This is a genomic window from Sphingomonas sp. BL-S-05 (assembly GCF_055521695.1).
In genome coordinates this window covers 25,442-43,772 of record NZ_JBVFVS010000005.1, presented here as the reverse complement: position 1 = coordinate 43,772, position 18,331 = coordinate 25,442, and the positions used below count along the sequence as shown (strand labels likewise).

Genomic DNA, 18,331 nt, shown 5'->3' with positions numbered 1-18,331 from the left:
CAATCCGCGATCGGTGATCCGTCACGGTTGAGATGTAAAAAGCATACTGGTTCGTCGGACCCCAACAGTATTCCATCATTAAAAGCGTCTGAACGTACAATTCTCGCCACTTGCGGCTGTAACATTGTAAATATTTTACAACGCCCTCAAAGCTTCGCTGATCCGGTCAAGCGGTAGGTCGTAGCTTTTAGACATAGCACTTACGCAGCAACGGCCGCGGATTGCGCCACCGCAGACGCGATACCGACCGGAGCCAGAACGCTGCCCAACGCCATCACCGGGAAAAGCCAAGCGCTCCGCAGGCAAGCGCGCATCGGCCAGGCCTTCACTTCGCGGCCTCCACGATCGCCTGGACGATGGTCGCATGGACGACGCGGCCGGTCGCGCGATCAAACAGGCCGAGGGTATGATTGCCGGTCGGACCATTATCCCAATAGATGGGGACCATGCCGTGCTGCACCGCCGAGCGGGTGACATAGCGATCCCATTCGGTGCGGTACTTGCCGGTCGGATCATAGTCCGTTTTGGCGATTGCGCCATATTCGCCGAGGATGACGGGTATCCCCTTGTCGCCGAACGTCACCTTCATTTTCTGAAACGCGGCATCGACATGACTTTCGTTCGCCCAAGCCTGCACCGCGTTCGGGTCCGTCGCGCCCGCGCCCCATTGCCAGATCGCACTCTTTTCATTCAGCGCGAAATCATAGGGGTCGTAATAATGCACCTCCATCATCATCCGTCCGGCCACGCTGTCGGACGGGAGCGTGGCATTGCACGCGATGCTGTGGTCGATGTTGGTGTTATAGCCCTGGACGATCAAATAGCGGCCCGCGTTGCTGCCGCCGGTCGCGCGGACCGCATCGACGAAGGCCTTGTTGAAGCCGTTCTGGACCGTGCAATTCTCGGCCGTGGGCGCGTTGTAATTGTCCTTCACCATCACCTCGTTGGTGCCGGCGAACAACAGGCGGTCGTCATAGGCGCGAAACCGGGTGGCGATCTGTGTCCAGAAGGATTTCAGGCGCGCATTAGCGGCGGCTTGATCGGCGTAGGTCGGTTGCAGCCAGCCCCCATCCCAATGGACGTTGATGATGACGACCAGCCCCGCCTGCCGCGCCTGATCGACCACCTGCGCCACGCGGTCGAACCAAGCGGAGGCGATCTGGTCATCGGCATCGGCATATTGTTTCCACGAAACGGGCACGCGAATGCTCTTGAACCCCGCTGCGGCGACCGCGTTCAATAGCGCCTGCGACACCACCGGGTTGCCCCATGCCGTCTCCTGCGACGCGGTTGCGGGCACTGCGCCGCTCCCGATCGCCTCCAGCGAATTGCCCAAGTTCCACCCCGGCGCCATCTGCCCCGCAAACTGCATGGCGGTCGTCGTCGGTGAGGGGGACGGTGTCGGCGTGGGCGTGGGCGTGGGGGTGGGCGTTGGTGCCGGGGCGGCCGATACGGTCCCGGCCGAATTGCCGCTACCCGAGCAGCTGGCGATGAGCGCCAGCCCCATCACGCTCAAGGCGAGAGGGTGACCGGCGCGGCGGGATGGCGGAAAACATGGCATCTACTCATTAGTCCTGCGTGGGATATTTCGATCGTCAGCTAGGCATCGTCACCGGCTTCCGCCCATGGTGTTGCCTGCCGCCGCGACGCTGTTCATCGCGCAACCTGCGATTCCGCAATATTCCATCCGCTCAGCGTCAATCCGGGCGCGGCGGTGACGCTGGCCGGATAGCGGATGGTAATCGTCCGCTTCTCGCCCGGCAGCAGCGCGACGTAATTGTCGCTGTAGAAGGCGGGCAGGATGCGTTTGCCGTCTCGCCCCAGCAGCGTCAGCTTGGCGTTGAGCGCGGGGACCTGGCCGTCATTGGCGAGGTCGACCGCGACCATGTGGTCGTTGCCATCGACCACGGGGGCCGCCATCCGCGCGGTGAGGGTGGCGGGGGCAAGGCCGTTGAGCGCTTGATACGAAGCCGCATCGCGTCCGCGCCAGTAGAAATTGTCCGACACCGGCTTGCCTGCGCTGTCGGACAGGGTCAGCCGCACCAGCACCACCGGATGCGCCGCATAGAGCGGGTCGAGCGGCACCGCGGCCAGCGGCGTGGCGCGATTGGCCAATGCATCGACCCGGTCGGTGCGGGTGAACAGTTCGGCATTGTCCAGCCCGACGACGCGCACGCGCGCGGTCAGCCCCTTGGCATCCGCCTGAGTGGTATTGAGCACCACCAGTTCGTTGCCGGGCAGGTTCAGCTGAACGTGCAGCGGCTCGGCGGCCTTCTTCGCCCCGTAATAGGCGGCGTGGGTGTCATAGTCCCAGGAATAGATCTGCCACGCATTGGACGGCCATGCCGGGTGGGTCATCCACAGCAACCGTCCGCTATTCTTGGTCCACAGATGGCCAAGGAACCCTTCGTACATCGCCTTATGCGTTTCGAGGTTCATCATCTGCGCCTTGCGCTCGAAATCGGCGAAGTCCTTGCCCGGTCCGAACATCGTCGCCAGCGTCTGCATGAACGTTTTGGTGTCGCCATTCCCGCCGAAATGCCAGTCGTGATAGGCGAGCACGTCACCCAGCGGCCAGCGATCGGCGGCGGGAACATAGGACGCGATCGATTCGGCGGTCGAGAAGGACGGCGTTCCCGTCTCGACCGAAAAGCCGGTGGCGAGATCGGTGAAATAGCCGGCGGGCGGACGGTAGTTGTACGGCCCCGACCCCTGCAAGTTCACGACGTTCGACGATCCGGTGAACCAGCGGGTGCCGTCCAATTGGAACACGGCATCGTCCAGCCCCTCGTTCAGCGCCGGATAGGGCACGCCTTCGTTGCGGCCGAACCACAGAATGATCGACGGATGGTTGCGATAGCGGGCGATGGTGTCGCGGGCATTGGCCAGGAACAGCGACGCGTCGTCGGGCTCGATCTGGAAATTCTGGGTCGATTGCCAGAAATCGTTCAGGACCATCATACCGTTCTCGTCGGCCAGGTCGTAGAATTCCTCCTCGGTATTCGTCCCCATCCAGTTGCGGATGACGTTCATATGCGCCTCGCGCTGGAGACGGAAGAAGGGGCTAAGCCACTGATAGCTGACCCGCTTCATCGCGTCGTCCATCCCCCAGTTGCCGCCGCGCGCCGCGATCCGCACGCCGTTCACGCGGATGGTCAGATGCGGTTCGGGCAGGGTTTCGGCGATCGGCGTCACCCCCTTCGACACCTCGCCAGCCGGGGTCAGTGATTCCGCCCAACCGGTCGGCGTCTGCTTGATCGCGCCGTGACGAACGTCGATCAGCTTCTGCCCGGTGAGGCCTCCATCGGTGGTCTGGACGTTCACACGGCGCAGCGCACCGGCGGCGTCGAACAGCGACAGGTCGTAGCTGACCTCGCGAATGCCGAAGCGCCCGGACTTGCTGTCCGACACGCCGTTTGCGTCGCTGACCTGATAGGTCGCGTGATAGAGATGCGGGGCGCCATAACCGTTCGGCCACCATAGTTTCGGATTGGCGACGGTGAGGGCAGGGAAGTCGGCGGGGGTGAAGCGCACCTCGCTGCGCCCGGCAGGCGCGGTCACCCGCTTTTCGACGGTCACGCCTTCGAACGCGACCTTGACGATGACCGGGGCGGCCGGACCGTCATTCTGGATCGGAACGGTGATGTAGATATCGGCGCGGTCGGTGCGCGGCAGCGGCAGGTCGGTGACGACATGCGGGTCGAGGATGCGGATGCTGCCATGCGCCAGCAGTTCGACCGGCCGCCACAGACCGGTGTTGCGGTCGCGGATGCCGGGAATCCAGTCCCACCCTTCGGTCGCGACGAAGGTCGGGCCGTCGATCGCCAACTGCCCGCCATTCTCGCCGACGCCGCCGGCGACCGATTGTTCATGGGGGATGCCGGGATGCGGCGGCGGCGATACCCGGACCGCGATGACGTTGTCGCCCGCGACCGGCACATAGTCGAACTGGCCGCGGATGAACGCGCCGCGGGTCGTGCCGAGCTTCGCACCATTGGCCCAGATTTCCGCGGCATAGTTGATGCCCCCGAACAGGATCGTCAGCTTCCGCCCGGCCGCTTCCGCCGGTACGGTGAAGCGGGTGCGGTACCAGTAATCCTGCTGCGCCAGCTTTTCGGGGATTTTTAGGTTGTTGAGGCCGTAATAGGGATCGGGATAGACGCCGCGATCGACCAGCGTCTGGAGCACCGTCCCCGGCACCGTCGCCACGCGCCAAGTGCCCTTGGGCGTGCCGGGCCGCGACAGCGCCGCGCCGTCGGCCACGACGTCGGGGGCGGCGGCCAGTTGCCAGCCATTGATCTGCCACCGGCCCGGCGCCAGCGCCTGCACGGCGGGAGCGGTCGGCAGCGGCTTGGCGACCGGCGCGCTATAGGCGTCGCCCTTGCTCTGCGGCAGCGTCCAGGGGTCCTGCTGCTGCGTCAGGCCGATATTGGCCTGTTTCTGGAACGGCCAGGTGACGCCGACTTCCCACAACTGGACATTGTCGAAATCGGGGCCGGGCAGGGTGGTGATGTCCGCGGCCGCCAGCGCGCGGTCGTGCAACGTGACGCCGACCAGTGTGCCACCGAAATGCGGCTGGCCCGGTATGGCGCGGGCGATGTGGAACATGCCCTGCGTCGCGGCGGAGCGCGCCGCGCCGCTGGCGACGCGACGGCCGTCGACATACAGCGTCGCCCGGCTGCCGTCGGACACGACCGCGACCTGCGTCCAGCGGCCGGGCGCGATGGTGGGACCGGCGAGCGTCGCCGTCCCGTCGCGCAGCGTGAGCCGGCCGTCGTCGAGGCCGAGCACCCGCGCATCGCCGATTCCGACCAGCGGCACCATCCCAGCCTGCCGCGCCGCACCCTTGACCCATAAGGTAATGCTGTACGGCGCGCCGGCCGACAGTACCGGTCCGTCGATAGGGCGTTCGATGCCGATCCCGCCGGACAGGAAGCTGGCGTTATACGGGCCGCCACTCACAGGCACCTGTGCTAAGGCGATGCTCGCCAGTCCTGGATTGGCTAGTAGCGCGGCCAGCATACAAAGTTTCATGCCATCGTCCTTCAAATCAGATCAGTACCGAAGCGCGCCGGCGATGTTAGATTAGGCAATAGCTTCCGCCACATGCCTAGCACTGCGGGCGCTTTGTGTTTCGATGTTGCATAATCCAAGCTACAGACCACCCAATGTGGATTAGTCGAGTTCCGCCATTGATCTGACCATCGCGATCGGGCCTAGCTGGCCTGCTGCATCGCCAAGTGCGGGTGCCATAACAAATGGTACCGAGGGCAGCTCGATATATTCAGCGATTATGGCTCGTAGCCGCGCCTCGATCAGCGCCAAGAGAAACGGTTGGCCATTGGCCACACCGCCGCCAATTAAAATTCGCTCGACTCCGGTCGCTAGTACAATCGCTTGACACAGCTGCGCCACCGCGTCGGCAACAGTGACCCAGATCGGATGATCCGGCTGCACCATAGATACTGGAGTTTCGCCGAGCGACGCACGAATGGCGGTACCGGATGCCAACCCCTCGACACAATCACCGTGGAACGGGCAGCTTCCTGCCCAGTCGTGTCCCGGCATGCGTGCGACCCGCATGTGACCCAGCTCGCAATGACCAATGCCGCGGGTGGGCCGGCCATGAACGATCAGACCGACGCCAACGCCGGTTCCCAAGGTTATATAGGCGAAGTCCGACAATCCCTTTGCCGCACCCCAGCGCGATTCCGCCAGCGCCGCACCATTCACGTCGGTATCGAAGCTAACAGGTACCGAGTACCTGCTGCGCAGGCGTGCACCGACGTCGGTGTGCTGCCATCCAGGCTTGCTGGTCGTAGTGATGTGACCCCAATCAGCGGCGCGTTCACGCAGGCATACCGGGCCGAAGGAAGCAATTCCCAGTGCACCGAAGCCGGTCGTGGCCTTCCATTCGTCGAGTATCTGCTCGATCGAAGCCAGTGTCACATCAGGCTGGGTCGTCGGTACTATCGTTCGCTTGACGATCACGCCGTCGGAAGTTGCCAGGACACAGACGCACTTGGTCCCGCCAAGCTCGACGCCCGCCAGCATTGAAGTGCGTTCAGTCAGGGTAGAAAGGGTAGGAGAAGAAAGCACGGTCATGTCGTATTCACCCGTGGAGGGGGGCGGCCTTGCCTTTGACGCGTTAGTCAGCGTAGCGCGGCGCGGCCGTAAAGGTCGGGAAGCTCGCACTCGAGCAGCATCGACGGGCGATCGGTGAACACCCGGAAATCTGCGGCGCTCGCTTGTCCCGGGTACGGGGCGTAGAAATGTTCCTTGCGATCGAACGAGGGATTGGCGTTGCGCCAGACAAGAACCCAGGCGATGCCGCGCGTTTCAGCATCCATTTCAATCCCCCGTCCAAGCACGTTGGTCCACCAATGAGGGTCGGGAATAGCCTCCAGGCCGGTTTCCGTCAGCGCTGCTACCTTCCCACGTTCGCGTGCAAGGCGGACCACAGTCCGCAGTCGCTCGGCAAAGGCGTCAACGTTCGAGACCGCCTTCAGCGAGTAATCATCGAAGCCAAGGACGTCGATCACGTCGTCGCCCGGATAACGCTCGAGGTAGGCGTCCGCCCCTTCGAACACATCGGTCGAATAGGCGTAGAGAAGGTTGTGCAGCTTCCGCTTCGTACGCAGATGTTCGACCGTCATGCGCCAAAGCGCCTTGAACTCCGTGCTGCTGGCGTGGTCGCGACCCCACCAGAACCAGCTGCCGCTATGCTCGTGCCAGGGACGGAAAACGACCGGGATTGGTGTACCGCCGGCATCTTTAAGGCTTGCGAGGAAATCGGCGGCCGCATCCAGTCTTTTCAGGTAGCGGGTGTGAAGGTCGCCGTTTGGCAGGATCCGCGTTACCGCAGGTGCCGCGACATCCCAGGCATCGCCGCTAGTGGCCGGATTGTCTTGATGCCAGGACAGGGTGACGACCCCACCACGAGCGTAGCCCTGCCTGATATAATCGCGCAGCCGCGCTGCGCGTTCGGGATCGATCGTCTCGCCACCCTTTACGAAAGCATCATTGAGATCCCAGCCATAGACTGCAGGGAAGCAGCCAGCGACGTCCTTCACGTCCGACCGATCGCGTTCTCCGCGCCAGCGGTAGCCGTATGCGAGCGTGTCCTGATGCCCGAACAGCGTTGCTTTTGGCGCTATGCGGCCGAGCGATGCGAGGAGCGCTTTGGTTTCTCGCGTCGCGGCCGCGTCCGCGGTAAGAGGATGCCTCCCGGGGGGCGGGGTGCCGACGCACCCCGCCAACGCGAAGCTGGCCCCCATCACCGACGCCATCATATGCTTCACGCGCATCGTTAGAGCGTCAAGCGTGCGCTTAGCTGGAACTGACGATCGCTCTTGAAGAACGATCGTGGTGCCTCCAGTCCGTCGCCGTTCAGAACGAAGCTCGTCCTGACCTTGTAATCGAACAGGTTGTTGACCGTCAGGCCGATCTTGAAGTTCTGATTTACCGTGTAGAAAAGCGATGCGTCCGCAGAGTCCGTTGCAAGGCTGTATACCGGCAGGAACGGGAAACAACAGTCGCGGTTGTTCAGAAGGAACTTGGAGCGCCAATTGTAGGCTAGGCGTGCGTAGACTCCGTATTTATCGAAAAAGACAGACGTGTTGACGTTGTGCTTGGAGAGCTGCGGAAGCGGCAGATTGTTGTAAAGACCCGTGATATCTTGAGGGGGCTGATTACCGTCGCCCTCGTTCGGCGTTGGATCGGTTGACGGACGGAAGTCGGGCGGCGACAGAATGACGTTGCCAGCGTCGATGTAGGTATAGGCCGCCTGTATGCCCAAACCGCCGAGCGGGCCTGGCAGGAAGTCGTAGGTCTGCTGGTATGCGACCTCAAGACCCTTGATCTTGCTCGAACCGTCGGCGTTTGCAGGACCGGTCAGCTGGAGTGCGTAGTTCGACCCTCCGTTGCTGAAGTCGCGGTTGAATCCGCTGTTCTGGACGATGACGTCGGTGACGTTCTTGTAGAACAGCGTGGTCGTCAGCGACCCGACACGGGCAAAGTACCATTCGGCCGACAGGTCGAGCTGGTCGGCTTTGATCGGTCGCAAGAACGGGTTGCTCGCCCGCGCCTCGAACGCGCCGGTATTGCCGTTAAAATTCAGAGATACAAAGTTGCGCAAATCACCGAAATTGGGACGATTGATCGCCTTCGACGCAGCGAAGCGGAACGTCAACTTATTGGTGGCGTCGAACCGAAGGTTCAAGCTCGGCAGCCAGTCGTCGAACGTCTGCGCTGCGACCTGCGGTACCGACGCGCCGTTGGCGAAGGCCAGCGCGGCAGCCTGCTGCTCGGCCGTAACGCCGGGCCGGCATAGTGCTGGAACCTGCGAGCTAGGCGGTGCCTGTCCGGTATTCGGGTTCACCTGCGTCTGGCGAGCGCAATATTCTGCGAAGTTTGCGAACCCATTCGGCAGCACCTGATTGCGCTGAGGAAAATTGATCGCGCCGACGGCCTCGTCGGTCGTTCGAACCCAGCGCACGCCGATATTGCCGGAAAGACGCGCCCCGCCGTCGAACTCCGTGCCGAAGTCGGCTCGGGCGTAGGCAGCAATCGTCTTTTCGCTGTTCACGTAGACTTCATTCGGCTGGAAATAGCCTTCGATCAGCGAACCGATTCCGTTCGGCTGGCGATCCTCCAAGGGGGTGTAGGAGAACTGACCTGACGGGTCCTTTGCGTTGCGCAGCAACGCGGTCAGGGCGTCATGATCGCTGAGAATGTCCTCGCGAATTGAGGGCACGCTCGGTACGCTCGCGGCACCACGGAAGAAGCTGTCGAAATTGTAGGTGCTGATCGCGTCCGGCGTCACCGAGGCGAAGCGCGGACCCTGATCTGTCCACGTTGCCGACAGCGAGCCCCAGTTGTTGTAGTCGTTGGTACGCACCGTTTGCTGCCGCTCCGAATAACGACTACCGAAGCGTACCTTGCGCAAGAAGCTATCGTCCGACACGTCATATTCGGCATCGGCACGAAACGCGAACTCGTCGCCGTCGTTGATCGAGCGGTTGTTGAACGCATTGTTGTAGAACCAGCTTCCCGAGTTGCCAAAGTAGCTTGCCGTATCGAAGCCTGGAGTGACGAAGCTGACGTTAGGCAGGCCGCCGGTCAGGTCGATCGACACGTTCGAGAACGTGTATATGTCGACGATGTCGTCGGTACCCTCGGCTTCGGACTTTGCGTACTGCGCATCGAAGTTGAAGCGGAGGCGGTCGCTCGGCGCGAACTTCACGTTGATCGCTGCATCCTGGTTCGTCGACTTCGAATAGAAGTAGCGGTTGGTCGACGAGGTATTGATGCCGCCTGGATTCACGAACTGCTCGTACGGGCAGTAGGTGGAGGTGTAGGGGAAGCCGTTGTTCGGAATGACGCAAGGATTGTTCGGCGTATTGCGAGCCTGGAGATTGCCGCGCCGCACGATGGTGCCTGACGTGAACACGCCGTCATCGTTAAAGGTGTAGTTGGCCTGAGGATTGAACGGGAAGCCCGGCTGATCAATGTAGCCTGCGGGATACGTGTTGCCGATGTCGTTGTAGTAGATGTTCGGCTCTACCGTCCGGTCCACCCAGCTTTCAATCGACTGTGCCCGCAGATATTGGGCAGTCAACATCAGGCGCTTGTCGGCCGTTTCGAACTGTGCGGCAGCTGTGATGCTGTTCCGCTTGGTGTTGAAGCTTTGCTGGCGGAAGCCGGCGCCGCTCGGTGTATAGACGGTGTCGAAGCCAGCGGGGACAGGGAAATTATCGCATACGCGGATCTGGTAGGGCGTGCCCTGGTTGATGAGACGGCCTTCATTAGGGTTGTTGCCGTCGCAGGTGACGCCGTCGAACTGCGATCCTTGAAAATCAGTGCCATCCGGTGCGTAACCGTCCACGCCGTCGTCGGGCGCGTTGAAGCGCGGCAGGAACGAAGAGACGAAGATAGAATCCGCGCGGCTGCGCTGTTGGAAGTAGCTCCCACCCACCAACAGACCAAGACGATGTCCGTCGCCTACAGTCCACTGGTTGCTGAAGAGACCCGCAAACGATCCTTCGCCGCGCTGTTCCAAGTCGCCCCAGCTCATCGCACCCGAGAGGTAGACGATACGCTCCTTACTGTCGAACGGCTTGCGCGTGTTGATGCTCACGGTGCCGGCGATGCCGCCCTCGATCAGATCGGCGGTCGCGTTCTTGAACACTTCCACTGAACCGGCGAGTTCGGCGGGTATGTCGTTGTAGCCAATGTCGCGCCCAGCACTGACAGCGAACGTGTCGCGTCCGTTAAACTCGCCACGGGTGTAGGTCAGGCCACGAATCTGAACGCCCGAACCTTCGACGGAGAAGTGCTGTGAGTCGGTTGGTGCAGCGAAGCGATCGATCGATACGCCAGGGACGCGCTGGAGCGCCTCGTTGATCGAACGATCGGGAAGTGCCCCAATGTCCTCGGCGGTGATTGCATCGACAACGGTATCGGCGCGGCGTTTGATCTCCTGCGCATTGGCGAGGCTTGCACGGATACCAGTGACGACGATGTCGTCAACCGGCTGATCTTCGGTGGCAAGATCCGTAGTCGCCGGCTCTGCCGTCTGAACGTCCTGAGCAAAGGCGGCGCCATGACCGATCGTCGCGATGACCGAAACACCGGCAACCAAGCGGAGCAACGTTGCACGCTTAAAGGCTATTCCCTTCATATCCATCCCCTTTTGATCATTGCGCCCGACGTTCGTCACCGGTGCGCTTGCACAGCCGCGCCATGCCCTGCGTTGATACCACAGGACTGATTACCTACACCATTAAAAAAAGAGTTTTTATTAAAATCATGTTGGTAAAAGGGTTGCTCGACGCGCCGTTCCTATCATGGCGACACGATCGCTCTATCGAAGATGGGCAGCGCATCACCGACGGGGTTGCCATCTCGTTTGGCCAAGATGTCGGCTACACGATTGAGCAGGGGATAGGGGGATCAGTAGTTAAGATCGTTCGGCTCAATAACGAACCCGCGCCCCTATGGGCCGCGCACCGCGTCCGGCCTGTGATCGAAGCTGGAGCTCCCAATGCCCCACTACAAGCCCAGCGGCGACCACGTATGCAGCGGCGGATTCGGTTTGGAGGACTGTAGAAATCGGGTGAACGACCGGCGGAAAGTGGGAAGGGGCCCTGGGTCCCTGACGACCGCCTTTGGGTCAAATAAGATGCACAGCTCCTACCAGCCTATCGACAGTACCGACCCGCATAAGCTGTGACGGGTAGGGTGCGACAAGCTCCCGCAGGCCATCCCAGGGAGCGTTGAGCCAGCGATCGTGATCGTCGTCATGCAAGATGACCGGCATGGCTTTGGGATGGATTGGTGCGACCACCGCGTTCGGCTCAGTGGTCAAGAAACCATAGGCGTTGCCCCTTTCGGTCGGCCGCCAAATGCCAGCAAAGGCGAAAACAGGCCGACTTGGTACATCGAACCAATGAAGGGGCTTCTTGCCGTCTTCACCCGGCACAGACCCATATTCGGAGAACGACGTGACTGGTACCAGGCAGCGACGTGCCGGCGTGGTCAACATCGATCGCCAGAAGCTCGATTTGAGATTGCGGACGTTCGTCACGTACTTGGTCAGCTTTACCGCCGGGTCCCGCTTGCTCGGCACCAGCGTTGGAACGCCCCATTCCATACGCTCCATGCGACGATCGGCACCATCCCAAACGATGACCGCGCCGTAGAACGGTGTCTTCTTGCCCGTCGGGAAGATGTCGCCGACGGGGAAGGTCTCATCGACCTCATAGGGAGGGCGGATGCCGAACGTCGCCGCGACCTCAGCCTGCTTCGCCGTCAGTCGATACCGATTGCACATCCACCCCTCCCGTTCGCGCCAGCGATTTGGTTCGCCGACGCCCGCTTACCTCACAGCTTGTCCTTCAGGCCCTTGGCAGCCGTGAACCCGATCTTCTTCGACGCTGCGATCGTGATGCTTTCGCCCGTTGCAGGGTTGCGGCCCTGACGCTCCGGCCGATCTTTAACTGCAAACTTGCCGAACCCGGGGATCGAGACGTCCTCACCCTTTGCGGCTGCTTCAGCGATCTGGTCGAAAACAGCGGTGACCGCCTTCTTCGCGTCAGCCTCGCTTGCGCCAGTTGCCGTCGCTACGCCCTTGGTCAGTTCGCCGATGTTCATGGTGTTCGTGCTCCGTTGAAAAAACGGCGGGACCCTGACCGATGACCGACGGACATGCAACACCGGGGCGGGTCAAGCGGATGCTATGGGAGGCGGACGCTACCGGCTTTCGTCGCGCTGAAATCGGTAAGGCGAGCGGATCTCACCTTGACCAAAGCGGCTTAGTAATGGAACATAAATGGAACACGTAGAGTCTAGCCCATATGCCCGCCGCCCTTCATTCCACCGCACCCGGCATAGCGGATCTTCGGACGATCGCCACGCCAGCGACCGACTACCGGGTCATGCCGTTCGGCATCGACGTGATCGATCGAAGGCTCGGGGCGGGGGGGCTTCGGGCAGGCGCGCTGCATGAAGCGAGCGCGCCGAGTGTCGCTTTAGTCGATGATGCCGCCACGACCCTCTTCCTCGCCGGCATCGCCGCGCGTGAGGCGGCTGTGCGGGGCGGACTGGTCTTCTGGGCGAGCTGCCGGATGGATTTGTATGCTCCGGCACTCGAACAAGCCGGGCTTCCCGCTGCGAGCGTGATCTATGCGCAGCCGCGCGATGACGCGGCGCTCCTGGCGGTGATCGAAGACGCGGTGCGCGACGGCACGCCTTCAGTGATCGTAGGAGAGGCGGCGAAGATCTCGATGGTCGCTACCCGCCGACTGCAGCTGGTCGCGGCAGAAGCGGATATGCCAGTCCTACTGCTCAGGCGACGACGCGGCCTCAACGCGGATCCGCTTGCCGAGCCGTCGGCCGCGTGGACGCGCTGGCGGATCGGCGCGGCACCATCCGAGCGGCTCGGCGTCGCGGGGGTGGGACGCGCGCGATGGGCGGTGGAATGCGCGCGTCAGCGCGGGGGCGAGGGTTTCTCGCTGATTGTGGAGGCCAGCGATGAGACGGGTCGTCTCGCTGTTCCTGCCGAACCTTGCCATCGACAGGCTAAGGCGGTTGGAACGGTTCGCCTCGCGGCAGCCTGACCGGCCTGTCCTCACGCTGCCGGTAGACGACGATCCGGGTGCCTGTTCGGTGCCGCGGGGCGGCGGTTGGCGGCCTGGTGCGCGTTGGGCACGCGAAGGCATGCCATCGCGCGCTGATGTCGAGACGCAGATCGCTGGCCTGCCGACCCACGCGCAACCACCCATGCGCGAGCTCGGGCGTCGATCCGAAGCAGCCAGTCATCCCTATAAGGCGACGACACCGGCGCTGCGGATCAGCGTGCCTGCTGCCAAGCCGCTTGAACACGCACCGCTGGCGCTGATCGGGAAGGTCGGTCGACGCGAAGAGGTAGTTGCCGCCTGTGATGGCGCGCGCGCCCTTGGCGTGCATCCCGGCATGGCCGCAACCCATGCGCGCGCCCTCGTCTCGGACCTCGATTTCCGCCCGGCTGACCCGGTGGCGGATGCCACGGTGCTTGACCGCTTGGCGCTCTTGGCAGTGCGACGCTGGTCACCAATCGTCGCGGTCACGCCTAGCGATGGTCTTTGGATCGACCTTACGGGCTGCGCCCACCTACATGGCGGTGAGGAGCGGTTCTGCAGGCGGCTGCTCGCCTTCTGCCAGCGGGCAGGTTTCGCGGCGCGGGTGGCGGTCGCCGAGACCTCCGGTGCCGCGCATGCGCTCGCGCGCTTTGGCCGGACCGAGCTGATCCGCGTTGCGCCAGGCGCGGTCACGGATGCGATCGCGCCGTTGCCGATCATGGCGCTGCGCCTCACGCCCAGTGCACTAAGCGCTGCGAAGCGTTTTGGGTTCGAGACCATCGCGGATCTGCTGCCCGTCGCCCGTGGGCCGCTGGCGCGTCGGCTCGGTCTGCCAACGATCACGAGGCTTGATCAGGCGCTTGGCGCTGTTGCCGAGCCAATTACGCCCGTGGAAGACGTAGAGGTGCCGGTCGTCGAGCGGCGCCTCCTCGAGCCGATCGGAACGGCCGAGGCGATCGAACAGGTCATGGGTGACCTGTTGCAGGACCTGGCGACGGTTTTGCAGGCGCGGGGGCTGGGGGCCCGCGCCTTGCGCCTGACGGGCATTCGCGTCGACGGCACCGAGCAGGTGGTCGCCATCGGCACATCACGACCAACCCGCGAAGTGCCGCACCTTCTGCGCCTGTTGAAGCTACGGATCGAGCGGATCGATCCCGGCATGGGGCTTGAGCAGTTCTGGCTGGTCGCACCTCACACGGAACCGCTCGACGCGGTTGATCTCGGCGCGGTCCTCGCAGGCGACACCTTGGTGCGGGACCCAGCGCGTCTGGTCGACGTGATCGCGGGCAGGATCGGGCCGCACGCCGTCTTCAGGATCGCGCCCATCGAAAGTCATGTGCCGGAGCGAGCCGTTACCCGCTCGGACCCGAATGGCATGCCCGGCAGGTGGCCGAAGTGGCAACGACCGATCCGGCTGTTCAGCCGGCCGGAGCCGCTCGCGCGCGTCATCGCGCTGATGCCGGATCAGCCACCTCGCCGGTTCGAGTGGCGAGGGCGGGTGTATAAGATCGTGGCCGGGGATGGGCCGGAACGCGTCCACGGCGAATGGTGGCGACGTGACGCCGAGGTCTGGGCGGTGCGCGACTATTACCGTGTCGAGGACGAGGAGGGAGGGCGCTACTGGGTCTTCCGGCGTGGCGACGGCTTCCAGGACGAAACCGGCGATCTGTCGTGGTGGATGCACGGGGTCTTTGGATGACCCATTATGTCGAGCTGCAGGTGCTGACGCACTTCTCGCTGTTGCGCGGCGCCTCGTCACCCGAAGAGCTGTTCGCGGCCGCGGCGCTGCTCGGCTACCCGGCGATTGGTGTCAGCGACATCGGCACGGTTGGTGGCGTGGTCCGCGCCTGGGAAGCGCAAAAGGCGACCGGCGTCCGCTCGATCGCGGGAGCGCGTGTCGACCTGTCCTGCGGACGACGCTTGTTGCTTTATCCCACCGACCGGCCTGCCTGGTCGCGGATCACGCGGCTGCTGACGGTCGGCAAGACCCGGGCGGGGAAGGGCGCATGCCTGCTTCACTGGCATGACCTGCAACCATGGTCCGAGGGCGTGATCGCCCTCCTGCTACCGCACGAGGCGGACGAAGAGAATCTGGCAGCGCTGGAGGATTTGAAGGCGGTCTATGGCCGTCGAGGCTACATGGCGCTTTTCCAGCGCCGCCGGCCGGACGATGCGGTCCGTATCGATGCGCTGGCGCGGCAGGCGGGCGGTGCGGGCGTGCGCGCCGTCGTCACCGGCGATGTGCTGTACCACGCACCCGAGGCACGGCTCCTGCAGGATGTCGTCACGGCGGTGCGCGAGAAATGCACCGTCGACGAGCTCGGCTATAGGCGGGAGGTGAACGCGGACCGGGCGCTCAAATCGCCAGACGAGATGGTCCGCCGGTTCCGCGACTATCCTGACGCACTGCAGGCCAGCGTCGACATTGCCAGGCTCTGCACCTTCGACTTGGGTGAACTGGCCTACCAATACCCGCATGAGCGGGTGATTGAAGGGCTTACTGCGCAAGAAGCGCTGGAGCAGCTGGCGGGTGAGGCGGTCGAGCGGATGTTCGACGGCGCCGTGCCGCGGGCGTACCGCGACCAGATCGCGCATGAACTGCGCCTTATCGCTGAGCTCGGCTATGCGCCTTACTTCCTCACCGTCCATTCGATCGTGCGCGAGGCACGCCGGCGCGGCATCCTCTGCCAAGGGCGCGGTTCGGCCGCCAATAGCTGCGTGTGCTTCGTGCTCGGTGTCACTTCGATCGATCCGATCAAACATGAACTGCTCTTCGAGCGGTTCGTGTCAGGCGAACGGCGCGAACCGCCCGACATCGATGTCGATTTCGAGCATGAGCGCCGCGAAGAGATCATCCAGTGGATCTACGACACCTATGGCCGTGACCGGTCGGCGCTGACCGCGGTTGTAACGCGCTACCGCGCGCGCGGTGCGGTGCGAGATGTCGGCAAGGCGCTGGGTCTGCCCGAGGACCTGACCTCATCGCTCGCCGGGCTGGTCTGGGGCTGGTCGGCCGAAGGCGTCGGCGAAAAGCAGGTCAACGAGCTGAACCTCGACATTGGCGATCGCCGCCTGCGGCTGACCCTCGATCTTGCCCGCAAGCTGATCGGCGTCCCCCGACACATGAGCCAGCATCCAGGGGGCTTCGTCCTAACGCACGACCGCCTCGACGATCTGGTGCCGATCGAACCGGCAGCCATGGAAGACCGTCAGATCATCGAATGGGACAAGGACGATATCGACGCACTGAAATTCATGAAGGTCGACGTTCTGGGGCTCGGCATGCTTGGCTGCATGAACCGCGCCTTCAACATGCTGGAAGCGAACAAGGGCCTGCGTGTCGAACTGAAGGACCTGCAGGACGACGACCCGGCCGTCTACGCGATGATCCAGAAGGCAGACACCCTTGGGACCTTCCAGATCGAGAGCCGCGCCCAGATGTCGATGCTGCCGCGCATGAAGCCGCGCCGCTTCTACGACCTGGTCATTCAGGTCGCGATCGTGCGGCCCGGACCGATCCAGGGCGACATGGTCCACCCCTATCTTCGCCGGCGCGAGGGGCTCGAGAAACCGGAATATCCAAGGCCGGAATTACGGGCGGTTCTGGAGAAAACCCTCGGCGTGCCGCTCTTTCAGGAGCAGGCGATGAAGGTCGCGATCGTAGGAGCGGGCTTCACACCGGCCGAGGCGGACCAGCTGCGAAGGGCAATGGCGACCTTCAAATTCACCGGTGGGGTCAGTCATTTCAGCGAGAAGCTGGTCGAGGGCATGGTCGCGCGCGGCTATCCGCGCGAGTTCGCCGAGCGGACCTTCCGCCAGCTTGAGGGCTTCGGTTCTTACGGTTTCCCTGAGAGCCACGCGGCAAGTTTCGCCAAAATCTCCTACGCATCGTCGTGGATCAAGCATCACCACCCGGATGTTTTCTGCGCAGCGCTCATGAACGCGCAGCCCATGGGCTTTTACGCGCCGGCGCAGATCGTGCGAGATGCACGTGAACATGGCGTCGAGGTGCGGTCGCCTTGCGTCAATGCGAGTCGCTGGGATTGCACGCTGGAGCCGACCGGTGAGCGCTACCTCGCGGTCCGGCTCGGCCTGCGAGTCATACGCGGTCTCTCGAACGCCGACGGCGCCAAGATCGTCGCCGCGCGCAGCACGATGCCTTACGGGAACGTCGAAGACGTCTGGCGGCGCTCGGGCGCGCAGCGTGCGGCGATCGAGAAGCTGGCGGACGGCGATGCCTTTCATAGCTTCGGTGCCGATCGGCGGCAGGGCCTATGGAAAGTGAGGGGGCTCGGTGAAGCGCCGCTACCGCTGTTCGCGGCGGCCGATCAAGCTGCGGCAACGCTGAGTGCAGAAGGCGTCGAGCCGGAGGTGGCACTGCGCGCGCTTACCGATGGCCGTGAGGTGATCGAGGATTATCGCAACCTGCAATTATCGCTTCGTGCCCATCCGCTCACGTTCGTCCGAGACGAGCTGGCGCGCCGCGGCGTCACGCGCTGTGCCGATCTCGCCAGCGTCCGCGATGGTCGCCATGTCGAGGTCGCCGGCATCATCCTCGTCCGCCAGAAGCCAGGATCGGCCAAAGGCGTGCTGTTCATCACGATCGAGGACGAGACAGGGATCGCGAATGGCATCCTCTGGCCCGATCGCTTCGAAGCGCAGCGCCGCACCGTCATGTCGGCATCCATGGTCGGACTGAAAGGGCGGGTACAGAGGGAAGGAGAGGTGATCCACGTCATTTGCGACCGGATCATCGATCATGGCGATCTTCTGCACCGCGTGGGCGACATGTCCTTCCCCCATCGCACCGGACGGGGTGATGCCGCCCAACACCCCGGGTCCCCCGATCGCGGCGACAAGGGTTGGAGCCCGGAACCTCGCAATTGCTACTGGCCGCCGCACGCCGACGGTGCCGATCCGGAGGACGTTGTGCGCTTCAAGTCGCACGACTTCCATTGATCCGTGTCGCACTTACCCCGGCACCAGCGCGTCGTGATCGCGCTTTCGGTCCATAGGCTTCGATCCCCTCCTCATCATCGTCGGACGCCATGCCAACGGCCTGCTGTGTGCCGATGGCGATCTTCCACGCCAGGTAGAGTTGGTTGACGCCCGCGGTGTGAAATTCGCCCGGGGTCGGCACATCGACAATCACCGTTCCGCCTCCGTTACGACCGCGATCTTGAACGCGGTTCGTAGTAGCAGGAATACCATTT

At 63.3% G+C, this 18,331-nt stretch carries 12 protein-coding genes; 4 read left to right on the top strand and 8 right to left on the bottom strand.

The window, feature by feature from the left end:
- Window positions 1–325: 325 nt before the first annotated feature.
- The 5 genes from ACZ1JS_RS19590 to ACZ1JS_RS19570 all read right to left on the bottom strand — a co-directional run bounded on the left by ACZ1JS_RS19590 (window position 326) and on the right by ACZ1JS_RS19570 (window position 10,681).
- Window positions 326–1,507 carry a glycoside hydrolase family 5 protein gene (locus ACZ1JS_RS19590; RefSeq protein WP_465169032.1) on the bottom strand — a complete coding sequence of 394 codons (1,182 nt, stop codon included), beginning with the start codon at window positions 1,505–1,507 and terminating at the stop codon, window positions 326–328.
- A 146-nt stretch (window positions 1,508–1,653) separates the two neighbouring features.
- Window positions 1,654–5,034 carry a glycosyl hydrolase 2 galactose-binding domain-containing protein gene (locus ACZ1JS_RS19585; RefSeq protein WP_465168991.1) on the bottom strand — a complete coding sequence of 1,127 codons (3,381 nt, stop codon included), beginning with the start codon at window positions 5,032–5,034 and terminating at the stop codon, window positions 1,654–1,656.
- A 141-nt stretch (window positions 5,035–5,175) separates the two neighbouring features.
- Window positions 5,176–6,105 (bottom strand): ROK family protein, encoded by a 930-nt coding sequence (locus ACZ1JS_RS19580; protein WP_465168990.1) that lies wholly within the window; start codon window positions 6,103–6,105, stop codon window positions 5,176–5,178.
- 47 nt (window positions 6,106–6,152) lie between these two features.
- Window positions 6,153–7,292, bottom strand: coding sequence for a glycoside hydrolase family 26 protein (locus tag ACZ1JS_RS19575; protein ID WP_465169031.1), 1,140 nt, complete (start codon window positions 7,290–7,292; stop codon window positions 6,153–6,155).
- Between the two features lie 17 nt (window positions 7,293–7,309).
- The gene (locus tag ACZ1JS_RS19570; RefSeq protein WP_465169028.1) at window positions 7,310–10,681 is read right to left on the bottom strand and encodes a TonB-dependent receptor; all 3,372 of its coding nucleotides are present in this window, start codon (window positions 10,679–10,681) and stop codon (window positions 7,310–7,312) included.
- A 47-nt stretch (window positions 10,682–10,728) separates the two neighbouring features.
- Between ACZ1JS_RS19570 and ACZ1JS_RS19565 the strand changes: the two genes are divergently transcribed.
- On the top strand, window positions 10,729–11,109 hold the full coding sequence (locus tag ACZ1JS_RS19565; RefSeq protein ID WP_465169027.1) for a hypothetical protein: 381 nt from the start codon (window positions 10,729–10,731) through the stop codon (window positions 11,107–11,109).
- A 64-nt stretch (window positions 11,110–11,173) separates the two neighbouring features.
- Here ACZ1JS_RS19565 and ACZ1JS_RS19560 read toward each other — a convergent pair whose 3' ends face one another.
- Window positions 11,174–11,833, bottom strand: a complete 660-nt coding sequence (locus ACZ1JS_RS19560; RefSeq protein WP_465169026.1) for an SOS response-associated peptidase — start codon at window positions 11,831–11,833, stop codon at window positions 11,174–11,176.
- A gap of 50 nt (window positions 11,834–11,883) precedes the next feature.
- On the bottom strand, window positions 11,884–12,153 hold the full coding sequence (locus ACZ1JS_RS19555; protein ID WP_465169025.1) for an HU family DNA-binding protein: 270 nt from the start codon (window positions 12,151–12,153) through the stop codon (window positions 11,884–11,886).
- Between the two features lie 203 nt (window positions 12,154–12,356).
- On the opposite strand from ACZ1JS_RS19555, the gene ACZ1JS_RS19550 reads away from it, so the two are divergent.
- The 3 genes from ACZ1JS_RS19550 to ACZ1JS_RS19540 are packed head-to-tail and all read left to right on the top strand — an operon-like array spanning window position 12,357 to window position 18,077.
- Window positions 12,357–13,118, top strand: coding sequence for an ImuA family protein (locus ACZ1JS_RS19550; RefSeq protein WP_465169024.1), 762 nt, complete (start codon window positions 12,357–12,359; stop codon window positions 13,116–13,118).
- Entirely contained in the window at window positions 13,033–14,817 is a 1,785-nt protein-coding gene (locus ACZ1JS_RS19545; protein WP_465169023.1) for a Y-family DNA polymerase, read from the top strand. Before ACZ1JS_RS19550 ends, ACZ1JS_RS19545 begins: the two co-directional genes overlap by 86 nt.
- Window positions 14,814–18,077 (top strand): error-prone DNA polymerase, encoded by a 3,264-nt coding sequence (locus ACZ1JS_RS19540; protein WP_465169022.1) that lies wholly within the window; start codon window positions 14,814–14,816, stop codon window positions 18,075–18,077. The genes ACZ1JS_RS19545 and ACZ1JS_RS19540 overlap by 4 nt, the downstream gene beginning before the upstream one ends.
- Here the strand turns inward: ACZ1JS_RS19540 and ACZ1JS_RS19535 are convergent.
- Window positions 18,055–18,270: a hypothetical protein gene (locus ACZ1JS_RS19535; protein ID WP_465169021.1), complete on the bottom strand. Its 216-nt coding sequence runs from the start codon at window positions 18,268–18,270 to the stop codon at window positions 18,055–18,057. The two genes, ACZ1JS_RS19540 and ACZ1JS_RS19535, sit on opposite strands and share 23 nt — an antisense overlap.
- Window positions 18,271–18,331: the final 61 nt, after the last annotated feature.